This window comes from Pseudomonas sp. NPDC088368, assembly GCF_044753445.1.
GTDB classification, from domain to species: Bacteria; Pseudomonadota; Gammaproteobacteria; order Pseudomonadales; family Pseudomonadaceae; genus Aquipseudomonas; species Aquipseudomonas bambusae.
On the sequence record NZ_JBIVNG010000008.1, the window covers coordinates 260065 to 275534 of the forward strand.

Sequence of the window (15470 nt, forward strand, 5' to 3'; positions counted from 1 at the left end):
GCTTGGTAGGCAGAAATGCTGCCGGTCATCGCGCGTTCCCGATGGATGTCTCAAGCTCGTTCTCTATCGCCTGGAAAACCTCTTTCAGATTTGGATGCTGCCCCGCCTGGCGAAGCCCCCTGACCAAGGTTGCCAGCTCACCAGCTTGCTCAACGGACATCTGGAGATCGCAGTACACGTTTTCATTAGACTCATTGAGTGCCCTGAATGCCTTGAGTCCTGACGGGCGACCCGGTGGATCCATGACCAACTCACTGGCGTTTATCCATCCCTCAGGGAGGAAGCTCGCTGTCTTGGTAGTGGCTGACCGCCGGAAGCCCTTTCCTAACAGTATGTAAATCGTATCAGAGGTCTGAAAAATGCCACGACCGTCATATTGGGTCGCGTAGCCGGCCAAGATCGAGTCACCCTTCCGAAATCTTCCACGGCTGTGGTGCTCAACGTAATGGCCGCAGAGCAGCCGCGGAAGGCGAGCTGGGTCAGCATCTGACTTATCAGACCCAGCCCCTCCCATCCCGCTCTCCGTTATCGTCGAAGCCGATGCCTGGTTTAAATCTGCGTCCGGGACGTCAAGGACAATCCAGGAATACAGGCCACAAACCGCCTTGGTGGTATTCGCACCGAGCGCTTCTAAGGTCGAAATATCCTTGGAAGAAGCCCCATCCTGTAGCTCCCCACTCAAATCCAACAGCCCCACGGATTTAGGCACCTTGGCACTCCATTGATCGGCGCCACGAGGACGCCAGTGCTGAAAATTAAGTGGCCGCAGCACCGGCCGTTTGATTAATGAATATTTCCCTGTGGGGTATGGGATGCAGTATGGGTAGGCTAAGCATGTGCTCGCTCCCGATCGTGAACCAGCACGTATCGACTCTTGGCGATAGTGACTGCAACCACATACCCAGCCTCTTCGTACAACGACATGACCACAGACGTTCGAATCAGGCGACCATCTTTGAAGCGACCCGTGCGATCCATGTAAACCGTTCCGATTACACAGTGAAATATCGCCTCTGGCATCCACAGGTAAGCAGTGATGGCTCGGCAAAATTGACCGAGGACGCCTTCAAGATGGGCGCTGGCCATTCAATCGCGCTCGCCATCAGTACCTCTTCAGGTGGAGAGCTCGGAAACGATCACGTAATGGTCGAACGCAGCTACCGCACGTAGTAGTTGAAAGCCACCCTGCGTAGATAAGTGCTCTACAGCGGGCGTTGCGACCGTCGTGCCGTCGCTGGCTCTGCCAGAGCGGTCACAGAAAACAGTGGCTGCGTATCTATCCCCCACCCGACCGGCATCCATGAGATAGGCATCGACAAGTACACCCCAGTCATAGGTCATCGCACGCTCGACTTCTGCTGGTAACGGCGCTTGGCTGACCGCCTTCGGTGCAATGCGTGAGTTGATTTTGTGCGATCCAATCATTCGTTTCAAAACATCGGTGCTCTTCAGATTTGTATTTCGAACAGGGGATCAAAGCCCGTCTGCTCTCGCGGGTATCCCCGAGGGTTTGAGACGACCCGACAGCCCGCTAGCTCGACATCGACTGCCTGATGCGTATGGCCGAATACCCACAGATCTGCCTTTTCGATAAGCCCCGGCCAGTCATTGGTGTACGCGGCGTTAAGGTGGCCGTCATGCTTGGTACCCACCACTGCGGGCGATGGTGAGTGATGGGTTATGACAATCGTTTTGCCTTCAAAAGGCTGGGCAAGCTTTTCGGTTAACCATGCTTTTGCGATGCGATTTCGGGTGATCAGGTCATCAGGCCGCAGCCGCCGGTAACCCGCATCGACGCGGATATAGTTAAAATCGTTCATCCACTCCCAGGCCATCTTGCTCGCGGCCACCTGATCGCCCGTTGAGGAAAAGTCCGTCCACGCTGCTGTGCCCAAGATTCGGACGCCGTTGATAATGACTGAATCATTTTCCAGGACATGGACGTGGCTTTCTGCGGCATCTCGCATTTTGCGCAGAGTCCTGTCGATATGGCCGTCGTAGTATTCGTGGTTGCCGCTTACGTAAGTCACCTTGCACTGGAACGTTTCATTTGCCCACTTCACGCCACGGGCCTTCTTGTCGATGTCCCCCGCGAGAATGACAAGGTCGACGTCGGGATCGACGGCCGGCGGGTCGAAGCGGTGAAATTCGTTATGCAGGTCTGAGTAAATTCGTAGCTTCATCGGTCGGTCACTTAGGAATTTGCTGTGTTTCAAGGTGGTTTAGAGGTTGCACGGCGTGAGTATTTGCTCACCTGTTCGACCACCTCGCCGGCACCGTTACGAGCTGTGCTGTTTTCAAATACGTTTGATAGTTCATGCGGCCTTTAACGGCTGGGCTTGCGGGATTCGTGTCCCAAATGCCTAGTGGCGTACGCCAGAAAATTGTGGGCTCAATCCGTCCGGTGCCCATTCGCAAACGACGTATGTGCTTCCGTTACGCGTTTCGAATACGTGATACCCGCAGCTCTCGAACCGCCGTTGTAGGGAGGACGTCCGAACGGTCGCCCCATCTCGAAAACGCCCTCGTTGTTCTTGGTAAACCACACCTACCAGGCAGTTGAATTCGTGATCGACCCTCGCGCAGCACATGTAAGCGGTTGCTGAAACTTCAAACCGCACGCCCATAGCACGCTCGACACTTGCGGGAATCGAGGTCGGCTTGATCTCCGCGGCGGTCTGATGGGTGTTTAGGGGTTCATAATCTGTAGGCATAGCAATTCACTCGATCTGTCCCAACGTGATGCCCTGTGTTGATGTCCTGTGTCTATGCACTCCGAAAAAGGGCTGACAGCTCCGTTTTTGAAGTAATGGCGGGCAACCAAGAACTGCCCGCCCGTGCCCGCCTCCCCACCAAGTACCCATTGCGGTGAACCGCCTCAGCACTGGCGGCTCATCCAGTCTCGAGGCCCACACCGCAGCAGACTACCGACACTCAGACGTAACCTCTGCTGACATGGACTCTGCTGCTTGCCTAGGCCGAGAGGATAAAAATCACAATCACGGTTTAGGGCTAAATTGATATCTGGTAGTGAGATGTCGCCCTGAGCCGTTGCGCTCACCCGCCTGCCCGTACCCACGCAGGGATGGGTCGAGCCACGCGCTAACGCCGTAACTGTACGACTACTATATACGGTAGAGTGTTACGGCACAACATGGCTACATCCTCGGTTTTGAGGAATGCCTGTGTCGATGAAGGTACCTTTAGCCGCGATCCTTCGCGCGCTGCGAGCTCATAAAGGGTTGACCCAGGAGTCAATTCCCGAGGGGAGCAATCGTCAGTACCTGAGTCAGCTTGAGCACGGCAAGTCGAGCCCTACATTGGACAAGCTGCAGGATTTGTCGGACGCGCTGGGCATCAGCACCCTCGCTCTCATCGGAGCGGTCACCGCGCTCAAAGAAGACCTGACAGTCGATGATCTGATAGCAAAGTTTACCGCACAGATGAACGCCTTCGAGTCCGAAGGCATCTTGGCTGCTGCCCGCTCTGAATTGAGCGGTGGCGAGCTGCTCACCCGCCCCGCCGGCCGGGTGATCGACCGGGCCTTGAGGGCGTCGATTCAGGAATGCAAAACACAGGGGCTGACTCAGGCTCAGACATCCCAAAATCTGGGTGTGAACAAGATGACGGTAAGCAGATATTGGCGCGATCGTGACTGACGACCTCAGGGTGCTGATGGTGCTTATGATTGGAGGGCTTGAGAGCATCCGCCATCCAAGCGCATTTTTTGTTCGAGCCATGAGGCCGCAGCAGATCTCAAGATTCAGGTGAAGTCAGCATTGCCGAATGCTTTGCCAAGACTGAGGCTGCGACGCTTGGGGTTCGCAGGCGGGACTCACTGGCGCACGGCACGCTTACCACGCTTTTGCGTCTTGGCGAGTTTAAATCTGGAGTCACCAAGTTGCAGCGCGCGGCCAGGATCTATTAGCGCCATTATTTCAAGTGAGCTGAAATCATATTCCCCGGCCAAGTTATCTAATTCAGCCAAAAAATGTGCGACCTTAACAACTTCAGGATCACGCAAAAGCGGCGCAATCGCCTCATACTCCATCGTTATTCTATTGCTAAGCTCGATAAACTCTTCCACGCTAGTCATGAGACTTTCCTCCGACCTTAGAATCATTATCTTCCACATCAGTCGCCAGATTCAGATCATGCTCCGTACCGCGACCGTTAAGGGAATAAAATCCACTCTTCTGAGCCGGATTTCGATCTGACTTTGAATACACTTCAGAGTTAGATTTTGATTTGGCGGAACACTCAGTGGAAGACTTTTTTGGCATGCCGTCTACATCTTCTGGCGATGGATCATGTCTCGGCTCGAGGCGCTGCATCATTTCCAGAAGCGCAGTATTAGTTCTCGCGTTCAGATCCCCGGCGCCACCACTAGCTTGTTCAGCTGACCCCTCATACCGTGACATCAGCAGATCAAACACCTGTGTCATGCTGTATCCATGGCGCTCGGTCAGCTCTTCAAGCTTATGGTAAAACTCTACGTCCAGCTTGTAATCAAGCTCTTCCTGCTGCTTTTTGAGGTTGCGCAAGGCCTGCTCAAGCTCAAACTCCTTGAGCCTGTACTCGACAAGCGTGTGCGTTCTGACCATCAATGACTCCGGCTTCGAGAGAGGATTCGAGAGACGACGTACCCAGTATAATAGCCTTCGACCTTGAGAAAAACCTGTATCGAACGCCGACAAATAACGATGAAATCTTGTTACTTTTCAATTAATTATGTTTCGAAAGGCCTGCTTTCATTACCTTCTGTCGGAATGGCAAACCACAAGGCATAGACCTCATTTCCGGGAACATGAGTTTTCTTCAAGACATGTTCACCGCCGTTTCGACTGTTACTCAGAAAGAAATAATTCCCACCCCCTTTGTCAAAAGGTGGCGCTAACGCCCTCGCACCAGCCATTTGTCAATAGATTGATAAATAGCACAAATGAAGCCATCTGGGACGGATGGATCAGCCTGATTCCCATGCCGCTCGTCTTGCCCGATAGAAGCCAATACACGGATACGAGGGAACCATGCCGCGCCACGATGGTTGAGAAGTCCCAAGGACATCAGCGTCTTGCCGCATGCTTGGCATGTCGATTGTAGTCGAAGTCAAACATGAGCAAGCCGAACCTGGCGCAGAATGCGGGCGTCTGCCCCTATCAATATCACCCTAAAACGACGTCATCCTTCGCCTGGGCACGCGTAATGGAAAGCTGCTGCTAGGTTCACGATCGCAGCATGCTCGTCGGTCTGTCAGAGCGGGCTTCTCACTGTGCCTGGTTCGCGTCGGGTACCAAGCACAATGCCAAGCGGCTCAGTGCCAGATCAGCCGTGATCGCTTCAGTAATTCAGAGGTAGAGCGATTGGCTTCGCGATCGAGGTGGTCAAGAACGAATCGAAGTCGGGATGGGCTGGCGCCACCTCTCAAAACTTCACAGTGGATAATATTGAAGTCAAGTTAGCACGCCATTATCCGCGGTTCCGACGCTTGCGCTGACGTTTAATTGTAAAGGCCCAAGCGATGCTCTTTAACTCATGTTCGCAAAGCCTAGTTTTTGCCAAGGCCAAGTAACTCCTTTTCTGCCTCTTACTGATTGCAAGCAAACCTAATATCCCAACCTCGTCGCGAGAAACCGGGAAGGGGATAGAGTACGGTTGAGTAGTGCCTCTTATGAAGAGCGCATCGGCTGACCCAATCACATTGAATGCTATTCCCAGCATCCAGTAGCCAACCGCGACATCACGAGGCCGCGCTGAGTCTGGCTTAAGTTGAGTTGACAATTTACCTTGCTGACGCTTTGTCGCGGATATTGGCTTTGATGGACGAGAAAAAAAGTACGATCGGGCAAAACCTTGAGCGCCAGTCTCGCTTGAGTCTTGAAGCCAGCATGCCAACAAGAACTCTGCGGCATCTGCGGAAGGCGAAGTCGTAGCCGATAACCCCTCGAACCAGGATTGGACTTTGGCCGTCAATGCAACAAGACGATCGCTGTCCTTCCCTGCCTGATTGGAAGATGAGTGCTGAAGGGGAAATTTGGTCGTGAGCCTGGAGGCTGGGCTGTCGATGTACTCCGCGTAAGCTCGCCAGGCCTTGTCCAAGAGCGTGAAACCCGACGTACCGAGTCTCTCAAGCAACACGGGCGCAGCGTGCCGCAAACATACACACCGTCGCGCCTGTCGCCATTCAAGTCGCCAGGCCGGGCTTACACCCGCTGCGAGATCGCATGTGAAGCATGCTGGACAGTAATTGAGAGCCTGCTGGTAGGGGATCAGCTCAGCCACGGACGTTCTAAAGTGCTCGGATATGTAGAGTCGATCTGCCACGCTCAGCGATCGAAGCAGGTCAAGATTGCCGAATTGCATGTCAGGGTCGGCTCCGCCCTTACTGCAGAGTTCAATGAGCTCCTCAACCAGCATGTGCTCAGAGCTGTGCGTCACCACCATGCTGAGTCTCGCCACCCAGGAGGAGAAAGACTCGTTGTCTATGGCTGGAAAAGAATGCCGCAGATCCGTCATAAATGGCTCCGCTGCGATGACAGGTGTATGCTTACCGCTTCCTGTATTACCTACCGCTTCGCCATGATCGCGGGAAACCGATTCATCTTCCTGATAAGCCTCGACCCACATGGTGGAGATTTCAGACGTAACCTCGGCTACGTAATGGTGCTGGTGCGCTTCGTGGGGTTTGCGGTGTTCGATGTGGTCGGTTGACGTTTCTGTAGAGCGATCGACGATCTGCTGCATCAATGTCGTTACCGCTAGTCCTACCTTCCCTTTCGACATTGCATGCACAGCAGCAACATCTATCTCATCTATACGTTCTACCGAGCAAGGCTGCTGGAGACGTAAAGCCAGACTTGTGATGAAGTGACCGAACCGCGCGTCAGCGGGCATCGGCAGCAGGTGCAACGTTCTGCTTTCGATATTGGCATCTCTCAACGCGACCTTCATCCATCCAGCCTTAGAGGGGACACCCATGAGCACGAATCTGGCCTCGGGGCTACCTCGAATAAGCTCGACAATAGCCGCCGCATTAATCGACTCATCAACCTCATCGCTCCCGTAATTCTCAAGGTCGTGAACAATGAAGGTGTCGTAATGCCGGGCTTTCAATACAGCTCGCTGCAAGCGATGCAGGCTAGCCGAGGTAGACCCAGCCTTTTTGCTAATTTCATTAATCTGAAGCGAGACGTCCAGATTGGATTTGAAGCGGCCAGGATCAAGGACAGAGACCTTGTTCATCAGTAGAACCCGTTGTCCCCGTCCCCCCAGTTGGAAATTGAGTTGCCTAGAAAAGGCCGTGGCTCCGCAACCAGGCTCTGCAAGGATCATCAAAACTTCACGTCGACCAAGTACCGCCGGCTCACGCTGACAAGTCAAGAGATCGAGGCAGTCGTCCAGCGCTTCTTGGTTGCCAGAGTCATCAGACCAAAACTCAAGGGTGTCGTGCCTGACCAAAAATTGAGTCCTCCTGAAGTTTGTTCGGGCTCTTGTAGACTCTGCAAGAGCCCATCACACTTGCTGGACTAGCAAGGTCGGTAGCGACAGCAGTGCTGCTGAATCCGCTCGGGGCATCTGCATGACGGCGCCGATGTTGGTTCATATCAGGGTTCGGGAATATTCGCTTGCGCAGCGACTTCCCGGATGTTCAGTTCTTTCAGAGCACTGTTCTTGCCCTGCATGCTGTTCCAGGCGCGAATGATGCTGTCGGCATTGATGTATTCCTGTCCGCTCTCCACCGCCATACGGCAAGCCTCCGCCAAGATATCTCTGAGCGCGCGGCGGGAGCAGTATGTGATGTACGCTCCATCGACCAAAGCCGTCGTCTTGGCGTACGTTTTCAGATTGGCCAAGAGAGTGTCATTCACGACTGATGGCTGCATCAGGGGCATGTAGTACAGATAGCCTCGGATGAACGACTCACCCTCAAAATCATTGTCCCATGGTGCGAGCGTGGCCACCCTGAGGTTGAATCGGGACTTCAACGTGTCGTCCTCCCCATAGACCTTGTTCAGCCCTTTAGGTGTCCCGCTCAGGATCACATTTAGCTGCCAGTCGGCGCCAGCAAAGCCTTTGATCGCTCCGTACTCTCGGTTCATCCGCTTCTCCGACAACGTCTGTTCTACCAGCGGGATCTCATCGATGAACACACCGCGCACGTTCTTTTCCCTGATCAGCCTCTGTGCCGTCGCTACGTCCCGGTAAGATTGGTTAAGGGGTCTTTTATGGAACCTAGTACCAATCTCGGCCAGGAAGAGCTTCATGATGTTGAGGTTTGCAATGTTCTTGACGAGATCGATGTAGATTACTTTTCCCGCCCACTCAGATTCCGGCATGGAGCTTTGCGTTTGCCACCGTTGCCCCAATGAAGATTTTCCGAGACCAGGGAGCGCGACCAAGGACATGCCGGGGTTAGAGGTGGTACGAGGCAAAGACAACAACCGTTGGACACTCTGTTCAGCTGCCATCGCCGTAGGGTGCAGCAGGAAAATCTCGCGCATGCAGGCCAGGGCCCTCTCCTCGCGAGGCAATTCCAACAGTTGCTGAGTCTTTTCATTGAGGTGATTCATAGGTCATCATCTCCCATCATCGGAGGGGCTGGGCCGCGCTGCCGTTGAGTGCCATCCTCAGGTTTTTTGTCGCCGACACCTTTTGTAGCGTTGTCGAGGCCTGTAGGGAGCAACGTAGACGCCACACGCTCCCGCAGAGCAGCTGATTCTTCGAGCCTTCTCCGCTCGCGATCAGTAACCAGGGTTTTCATCAGATCTCGTTGATCATTAATCATGTGCAGTCCAACATCGGTCACCTCGCCCCGGGGCAGACCAGACTTTCGCTTGATATTCCACTCCCACATCGTTTTTGGAACATAGAGTGGATGACTCTTGTCGATACCCTCGTTATTCTTCAGCTCTATTACATGCCATTTATCTTCAAACTCAACCCAGGCACGCCTTAGGTTGTTATGGTCAAGTTTGACCCGGACACGCGCGCCAACTTTATTTCTGTATGGCCCAACTTTATAAAGCAGACCTAAAGTTAATATCCCTTCACGCCGAACTCTGACATAGCACTCATGCATGGCATCTATTCTAAACTGAAGAGGATCCTTCACAGTCCTTGGAGCTTTTATCACCCCATCCTGGACTCCAAAGCTTTTGATCCACAGTTGGTTTGGAGTAAAGCCATCATCTCCGGGAGTCTCATGCCAAATACAAATCTGAGTTATGATTAGTATAAATAAGTCAGTAACGCTATACGTCGCCATAGACTGGGGATCTTCGCCACGTGCAATCTTTCGATTAGAGGCTATCGCACCTTTCAACCTTTGCATAAAAAAAGGATTTATCTTGCCGAATCCCCGTTCGACCTCTCCTCCACTCTGGGGGCGCATTCGATTGTCAGGCTCTATACCGTGTTTAGCTAGCGCTGCTAAAGCAGTTTTTGCATTCAAATCCCCGCCGCCATCGACACGATATACCTCTCCGGCGCCGTACTGTATCCAGAAATACGATCCCGAAAGTCCAAATTCTACAAGAAGGTCGACCTTAGGCGTTAAGGCCATCAACATAGCATCAGCAAGAGTATTTCTGGATGGGTATCGATACGAAAGCGAAAACCCTAGGAATGACCGAGTATGATCATCCACAATTATCGTCAGGTTGGGTCTACCGAGCCATTCTCCAGTTTCAGGATCCACGGCGTGACAGTCTAGCGGGCTGTTATCTGCATGGACAATCTGCAGAGCGTGAGTGGTCAAGACTCCATTATCGAACGTATCAAACTTGTCACGCGCAGCTTTCACTCCTTTGTTGCTCGCAAGAGCTTGGCGAGCTGAAATCTGGGCGTATCGTCTGCGGATGGTCGCATCTGCCGGAGCTTTCTGATTACGTTGCAAACAGCGAGCACGAACTCCATTTATGACAGCCTTCACTGTCCCACCTGGGCCAGTATGATCCTCGACGATAGCAGTAGCTATGATGTCTTCGATATCCTTATCAAAACGGGTATCGCCTTTGCGTCGCCCTGGTTTGCCAGGAATAAGAGATTCCCAACTGGGCCACTTACGGTATTTCGATAAAAGATCATTAAGAGTTGTCAACTTAATGCCTAGCTTCGTCATTGCGTGTTGCTTATCTTCTTTCGTCACCTCTGCAGCTTCGTGCAAGGGCTTGATGACTCGCTCTCTCGCCTTAGCCACCAAGATCTGCTCAGGTGTGTAGCGGGACGCTGGTTTGGGTTCGCTGTCCTCCTTCGCACGCTGCTCGGCATCAGCCAGCGTCTGAACACGTATACGATCTGTAGCCTCTGAATTGATTTTCTCCAAGCTACCCCGTGGCGCGAGGAAAGGCCCTGTCAGCCTGTCTGAGGCTTGGACGATATAGCTGTCCGATGCAACATCGTATTCAGTAACCGTGAAAAGGCCACTGCGATCTTTGCTGAACACGGGCTCGCCGACTTTGAATTCCATCGGTCACTGCTGCCGTAACTTGTCTTTAGTGCTGTATTTATCGCCTTTCAGCTGCTCCAGTTCAGCCTGGAAGAGATGGCCGCGGTAGGCCCCCAATCGCGATCGTACAAAACCGAGCGTTGGGCGCGGAAGGCCCAATAGGTCGCATCGTACGCAGATATGTCTCCAGCAAACGGCGATGGAATATTCAGGATGGGCAAACCTCTTATATTCATGCTGGAGTGAGGTACGTAGTTATGGCAGGAAGCCGATAGCTGGCGTCAGCTAAGGACGTGATTTCGAGGTACTCATCCATAAAATGACCCTCGTTCTGAGGCGATTCTTGAGCAACTTGAGCGCTGTAGAGCTTCCGAGCTTTTTTGATTTCAACAGCCATGTGCTCTTCAAACGCACCGGTGCCGTCAGGGATGACACTCACGCGCGAAGGGGGCAGCGTAAGCCGGACACCATCCGAAAGCCTGCATAGTCGAACTAACTCGCGAGGCGGCTTATGGATGCTGGTGACGATAAGCAGCTCTGGGTGAATGTCCGAATTGGCGAAAGCTCCTACGTAGGTCATTGCTCGACTCCAAGGTAGCGACCGGTATGGTCGGAAAGCTATTGGAGGAAAGAATAGACGCAGGAGGCCAGCGGTGTAGACCGCTTGTCCAAATTACCGGAGATATGTAACCTATTGATTTATATAGAGTAGGTTTCATTTATCACCGTTTTTTTGGTTCAAATTGCCGGAGTTTAGTGAAAGCGAAATTTTTGGTTTCGTGATTTCAAGGGGTTAGGGAATGGCCGGAGATAAGTGAAATTGAACAGGTCCATCACACGGGTTCCAGGCGAACACGTTGAGCTAGTACTGGCTTACGCCGAAACATCGCCCCCCGCCGTCACCTCTAATGCGAAGAGACGAAGATCGACGGTGTACTGGGCTCAGGTAATGCATATGTCGCCTTCATCCACGCGACCTCCGCATGAGGCGTGCGACCGAAAAAGCGTTTGAATTCCCGACTGAATTGCGAGGCGCTTTCGTAGCCGACATCGAACGCCGCGGCTGCCGCCGAAACATCGTTACGCAACATCAGTAAACGTGCCTGGTGCAGCCGCGTCGACTTCAGGTACTGCATGGGGGAAGAGTCAGTAACCGTTCTGAAGTGCAGATGGAAATTGGGGACGCTCATGCTAGCCTCCTGCGCCAGTGCTTCCACGTTCAACTGCTCCTGATAAGAGCTGTGGATTTTGCGGATGGCGCGAGTGACTTTGCCGAAGTGCCCCTGCTTACTGAGTGCAGCACGCATGGAGCCGCCCTGCTCGCCGGCGATGATCCGATAATAAATTTCGCGAACCAGCGACGGGCCGAGGATCTGCGCATCGACCGGGTGACTCATGGCGGCAAGAAAGCGCAGGGTGGACTCACGCAAACGGTCGTCCATCGGTGAGGAATACATGCCCTTTGGGGGAGCTGCCGTCGGGCCGAATGTCTCATCGATCTCCAGAATCAGCTCGCCTGCCAGCTTGAAATCCAGTCGCATGTATACAGCAAACATGGGTTCTTCTTCGCTGGCGTCGGTTTCCATCGTGAACGGCACCGGCACCGACACCACCAGATAGTGCTGGGCGTCGTAAATGTAGACGTCGTCCCCCAGGTAACCGCGCTTGCGGCCCTGACACAAGATCACAATGCCAGGCTCATAGAGCACGGGGGTGCGGGTCAGCGGGCGGTTTGAACGCAAAAAACGTATGTCATCCAGGGGGCTCAGGTTGTAGCCTTCGAGCGGTGCCAGTTGCTCCATCAACTGGACCATGCGCTCAGTCGTTTGTGCATCATTACTCATGTTCGATCCTCCTGCTCGCCGCGTTCAGCTATCGGTAGAGCGGTCAAGGCTTCCCATTGTGATGGGTGAGCTTCATTCAGCCCGCTGGCTCAGCCATTCACGAAACGTGCTGAGCGCCGTCGATTCGGTTTTGTTCACTGGCCAGGCGAAGTAATACGAAAAGCTTTGCCGATCGATAACCAGGTCAAAGGGCATGCGCAGCAATCCGGCCTCAAGCTCTTTACTCACCAGCGACTTCTGAGCGATGGCCACACCGTGGCCTTCGATAGCGGCCTGGTATGCCAGTAGCGAGGTTTCGTAGCGCATGCCTCGGTACGGGTTGACTTGAGGCACACCCGCTTCACGCAGCCACAACGCCCAGTCGTCCAGCCGGGCGAGGGAATGCAAGAGCACCTGATCGACGAGCTCTTCGGGGGCCCGCAGATCCGACGCAAAACTCGCGCTCACCACAGGCACCAACTCGTTGCGGGTCAGCATCTGGGTGCCGATCCCCGGCCAGTCGCCGCCGCCCAACTGAATGCCGCCGTCGAGGTCTTCGTGCTCGAAATCCAGCGCGGCAGGTGACGTGGTCAACTGCACGTCAATGGCCGGGTGCGCAATATGGAACCCCGCCAAGCGCGGAATCAGCCAGCGCACCGCGAAGGTCGCCGGTGCACGAATCTTCAGCAACTGACGCCGCGTCGAGCCACCGACAATGGCATTGGTGGACTCGCGCAGGGCGTTAAACAACGGCACGATATCCGCCAGATAACGCTCGCCTGCAGCCGTCAACTCCAAGCCCGTAGGCATGCGCCGGAAAAGCTGCACAGACAGATAATCCTCCAGCGCCTTGATCTGTCGGCTTACCGCGGCAGGCGTCACCGACAGTTCATCCGCCGCACGTGTGACGCTGAGCGAACGACCCGTGGCCTCAAATGCCTTGAGCGGGTTGAGCGGCGGCAAGGGGCGGGAATGGGCGCCGTTGATGTTCACTGAGAATCTCCAGGCTGTCAGAGCGGATCGACGGGCCTATTGAGTATCGGAACTGCGCTGGCGGTCAATGCGGACACCCCAGATCGCTGCAACCAGAATGCACGGCAGAAGCGACACGATCGAATAGACGATGCCGGCCAGCGGGTTGCCACTCCAGTTAACCAGCGCCAAGCTGATCATAGGCAGGAAACCGCCGAACAGGATGTTGCCAATCTGCTGCGAAAGCCCGAAGCCAGTGGTTCTGCTCTGCGGCGGAAAACTGTCAGCGATGAACGCAGGCAGCGGCGCCATGACCATCGCCGTCAACGCAGCGAGCAACGTGATGCACGCGATCAACCCTGGCCAGGCCTGAATCCTGGCCGAAGCTACAATCTGCGCAAAACACGGATACGCGGCGCCCGTCCACAACACCATGCCGACCAACATGATCCACGCCCGCCCATACCGGTCGCTAAGGGCGCCGAACAGCGGATACAAGGGCGCCGCAATGAGGATGGCGACGCCGACGCACAGGTTCGCTTCGTACACGGGCACGGCCAGCACGTTCTGCAGGAAATACAGCATGTAGATGATCGAGGTGTACAAGGTGACGGACGTGCCCCCTTGAGCACCGAATACCGCCACCAGAAGGTTCTTCCATGAGGCTCGGCTGGTCAGGGTGTCCGCCAGTGGTGAGCGCGATACACCGCCCTCCTCCTTGAGCGCCTGGAAAACGGGCGTTTCTTCCATCCCGAGGCGAATGTACGTCGCGACCAGCACGATCGGCGCCGAAACAAGAAAAGGCACCCGCCAGCCCCAGGCAGCAAAGTCGGCGGGTGTGAGGTAAACATTGAGCAAGGAAACCACCAGAAGCGCCAGCAACAAGCCCAGGCTGGCGGTGCTCTGCAGGAAACTGGTAAACAGGCCGCGCCGCTCACGGGGTGCATGCTCCATGACGTACACCGCCGCCGAACCGTACTCGCCACCCAGGGCGATCCCCTGAATGATGCGCAGCACAAGCAGGCACACCGGCGCGAAGATCCCCGCCGACTGATAGGTCGGCAAACACCCCATCAGCACGGTCGACGTTCCCATCAGCACCAGGGTGATGACGAACGCACGTTTGCGCCCGATGCGATCAGACATGGGACTGAAGATCAGCGTGCCCAGCGGTCGCGCCAGGTAGGCAACGCCAAAGGTGCCTGCCGTGAGAATCGACGAGACGAAGGGGTCGAACTCAGGCAAAAACAAGGCACGCAAGGTGCTGCCCAAGGCGACATAAACGAGGAAGTCATAGTATTCGAGCATGGTGCCGAAGCTGGCAGTGCCAACCACGCGTGACATGCTGGGCCGGTAAGATGCAGCGGTTGCGGCGATGTCCATTGATATGGTCCTTATTGTTATGGGCTGCGACGAAAGATCGACGCGGTCAGTCGTCACTGTGTCGATGCAAGGAACGCTTTAACGGCAGCCTTGTGTTCAGCGCCGCAAAGCAAGATGGCTTGAACGGCGCCTGCTGATTCCAACGCTTGAGGCAGGTCGCTGCTCGCGGCCTGACGCACCAGGCGCTTGGCCAGGCGCAAGGCCTTCGGCGGCGCACTGGCAATGGTCGTTGCCAGTTGCTCGACGGTGCTGTCCAGCGCTTCGGCATCCACCACACGGTTGATCAGCCCCATCTGCAAGGCTTCTTCAGCGGTGTGGAACTGGCTGGTCAGCGTCATTTCCATCGCTTTGGCCAGCCCGACTGCACGGGTCAAGAACCACGCGCCGCCGATGCCCGAGATCAACCCGAGACGCAAAAAGCTTTCAGCCAGGCGCGCGCCTTTCACGGCAACCCGCAGGTCGCACATCAGGCTCAAGTCGAGCCCCGCGCCAATGGCCGAGCCGTTGATGGCAGCGATCACCGGGACGTCCACCGCTTGCATCGCCAGCGTAATGCGGTGCAGGTAGCGGCGCAGACTCTCGAGCACGTCCTCGGTGGCGCCCTGCATCAGGTCTTCCCCGCTTTGCATGTCCTTGACGTTGCCGCCGGTGCAAAAATGCCGACCACTGCCGCGCAGCACCACGCAATGAACATCCGGACGGCCATTAATGCCTTCCAGTGCCTCGGCCAGGGCCACGCACATCGGCGTTGTCAGGGCGTTGCCGGTATCGCTGCCGTTGAGGGTCAGGTACAGGACAGCACCACGTTGTTCGATCAGTACCAGATCGTGTTTTTCAGGATTCAT

Annotated in this window: 14 protein-coding genes; 1 reads left to right on the top strand and 13 read right to left on the bottom strand. The window is 54.9% G+C overall.

The annotated features are described in order from the left end of the window. Window positions 1-25: 25 nt before the first annotated feature. The 3 genes from ACIQAL_RS19270 to ACIQAL_RS19280 all read right to left on the bottom strand — a co-directional run bounded on the left by ACIQAL_RS19270 (window position 26) and on the right by ACIQAL_RS19280 (window position 2183). The gene (locus tag ACIQAL_RS19270) at window positions 26-709 is read right to left on the bottom strand and encodes a DUF6957 family protein (RefSeq protein WP_401148340.1); all 684 of its coding nucleotides are present in this window, start codon (window positions 707-709) and stop codon (window positions 26-28) included. A gap of 404 nt (window positions 710-1113) precedes the next feature. Beyond that, window positions 1114-1425 carry a hypothetical protein gene (locus tag ACIQAL_RS19275; RefSeq protein ID WP_401148600.1) on the bottom strand — a complete coding sequence of 104 codons (312 nt, stop codon included), beginning with the start codon at window positions 1423-1425 and terminating at the stop codon, window positions 1114-1116. A 23-nt stretch (window positions 1426-1448) separates the two neighbouring features. Then, window positions 1449-2183 (bottom strand): metallophosphoesterase, encoded by a 735-nt coding sequence (locus ACIQAL_RS19280; RefSeq protein ID WP_401148343.1) that lies wholly within the window; start codon window positions 2181-2183, stop codon window positions 1449-1451. A gap of 1008 nt (window positions 2184-3191) precedes the next feature. On the opposite strand from ACIQAL_RS19280, the gene ACIQAL_RS19285 reads away from it, so the two are divergent. Then, window positions 3192-3659: a helix-turn-helix domain-containing protein gene (locus ACIQAL_RS19285; protein WP_401148345.1), complete on the top strand. Its 468-nt coding sequence runs from the start codon at window positions 3192-3194 to the stop codon at window positions 3657-3659. Between the two features lie 176 nt (window positions 3660-3835). Here the strand turns inward: ACIQAL_RS19285 and ACIQAL_RS19290 are convergent, their stop codons facing one another. The 10 genes from ACIQAL_RS19290 to ACIQAL_RS19335 form a co-directional block, all read right to left on the bottom strand. Beyond that, window positions 3836-4096 (bottom strand): hypothetical protein, encoded by a 261-nt coding sequence (locus ACIQAL_RS19290; RefSeq protein ID WP_401148348.1) that lies wholly within the window; start codon window positions 4094-4096, stop codon window positions 3836-3838. After that, complete coding sequence (locus tag ACIQAL_RS19295; protein ID WP_401148350.1) at window positions 4089-4604, bottom strand: hypothetical protein; 516 nt, start codon at window positions 4602-4604, stop codon at window positions 4089-4091. Before ACIQAL_RS19295 ends, ACIQAL_RS19290 begins: the two co-directional genes overlap by 8 nt. 865 nt (window positions 4605-5469) lie before the next feature. Then, window positions 5470-7242, bottom strand: coding sequence for a hypothetical protein (locus tag ACIQAL_RS19300; RefSeq protein WP_401148351.1), 1773 nt, complete (start codon window positions 7240-7242; stop codon window positions 5470-5472). Window positions 7243-7604: 362 nt separating this feature from the next. Beyond that, window positions 7605-8570, bottom strand: a complete 966-nt coding sequence (locus tag ACIQAL_RS19305) for a TniB family NTP-binding protein (RefSeq protein WP_401148354.1) — start codon at window positions 8568-8570, stop codon at window positions 7605-7607. Beyond that, the gene (locus ACIQAL_RS19310; RefSeq protein ID WP_401148356.1) at window positions 8567-10468 is read right to left on the bottom strand and encodes an integrase; all 1902 of its coding nucleotides are present in this window, start codon (window positions 10466-10468) and stop codon (window positions 8567-8569) included. The genes ACIQAL_RS19305 and ACIQAL_RS19310 overlap by 4 nt, the downstream gene beginning before the upstream one ends. Window positions 10469-10679: 211 nt before the next feature. Further along, the gene (locus ACIQAL_RS19315) at window positions 10680-11027 is read right to left on the bottom strand and encodes a hypothetical protein (protein ID WP_401148358.1); all 348 of its coding nucleotides are present in this window, start codon (window positions 11025-11027) and stop codon (window positions 10680-10682) included. A gap of 325 nt (window positions 11028-11352) precedes the next feature. Continuing rightward, the gene (locus tag ACIQAL_RS19320) at window positions 11353-12291 is read right to left on the bottom strand and encodes an AraC family transcriptional regulator N-terminal domain-containing protein (protein WP_401148361.1); all 939 of its coding nucleotides are present in this window, start codon (window positions 12289-12291) and stop codon (window positions 11353-11355) included. A gap of 72 nt (window positions 12292-12363) precedes the next feature. After that, the gene (locus ACIQAL_RS19325; protein WP_401148362.1) at window positions 12364-13263 is read right to left on the bottom strand and encodes a LysR substrate-binding domain-containing protein; all 900 of its coding nucleotides are present in this window, start codon (window positions 13261-13263) and stop codon (window positions 12364-12366) included. Window positions 13264-13299: 36 nt separating this feature from the next. Further along, on the bottom strand, window positions 13300-14625 hold the full coding sequence (locus tag ACIQAL_RS19330) for an MFS transporter (protein WP_401148365.1): 1326 nt from the start codon (window positions 14623-14625) through the stop codon (window positions 13300-13302). 53 nt (window positions 14626-14678) lie between these two features. Next, entirely contained in the window at window positions 14679-15470 is a 792-nt protein-coding gene (locus ACIQAL_RS19335; RefSeq protein ID WP_401148368.1) for an enoyl-CoA hydratase/isomerase family protein, read from the bottom strand.

Bases quoted from the DNA above. Each gene is read 5' to 3' on its own strand.
- ACIQAL_RS19275 (WP_401148600.1), bottom strand. From the start codon at position 1,425: ATGATTGGATCGCACAAAATCAACTCACGCATTGCACCGAAGGCGGTC.
- ACIQAL_RS19280 (WP_401148343.1), bottom strand. From the start codon at position 2,183: ATGAAGCTACGAATTTACTCAGACCTGCATAACGAATTTCACCGCTTC.
- ACIQAL_RS19285 (WP_401148345.1), top strand. From the start codon at position 3,192: ATGAAGGTACCTTTAGCCGCGATCCTTCGCGCGCTGCGAGCTCATAAA.
- ACIQAL_RS19290 (WP_401148348.1), bottom strand. From the start codon at position 4,096: ATGACTAGCGTGGAAGAGTTTATCGAGCTTAGCAATAGAATAACGATG.
- ACIQAL_RS19295 (WP_401148350.1), bottom strand. From the start codon at position 4,604: ATGGTCAGAACGCACACGCTTGTCGAGTACAGGCTCAAGGAGTTTGAG.
- ACIQAL_RS19300 (WP_401148351.1), bottom strand. From the start codon at position 7,242: ATGAACAAGGTCTCTGTCCTTGATCCTGGCCGCTTCAAATCCAATCTG.
- ACIQAL_RS19305 (WP_401148354.1), bottom strand. From the start codon at position 8,570: ATGAATCACCTCAATGAAAAGACTCAGCAACTGTTGGAATTGCCTCGC.
- ACIQAL_RS19310 (WP_401148356.1), bottom strand. From the start codon at position 10,468: ATGGAATTCAAAGTCGGCGAGCCCGTGTTCAGCAAAGATCGCAGTGGC.
- ACIQAL_RS19315 (WP_401148358.1), bottom strand. From the start codon at position 11,027: ATGACCTACGTAGGAGCTTTCGCCAATTCGGACATTCACCCAGAGCTG.
- ACIQAL_RS19320 (WP_401148361.1), bottom strand. From the start codon at position 12,291: ATGAGTAATGATGCACAAACGACTGAGCGCATGGTCCAGTTGATGGAG.
- ACIQAL_RS19330 (WP_401148365.1), bottom strand. From the start codon at position 14,625: ATGGACATCGCCGCAACCGCTGCATCTTACCGGCCCAGCATGTCACGC.
- ACIQAL_RS19335 (WP_401148368.1), bottom strand. From the start codon at position 15,470: ATGAATCCTGAAAAACACGATCTGGTACTGATCGAACAACGTGGTGCT.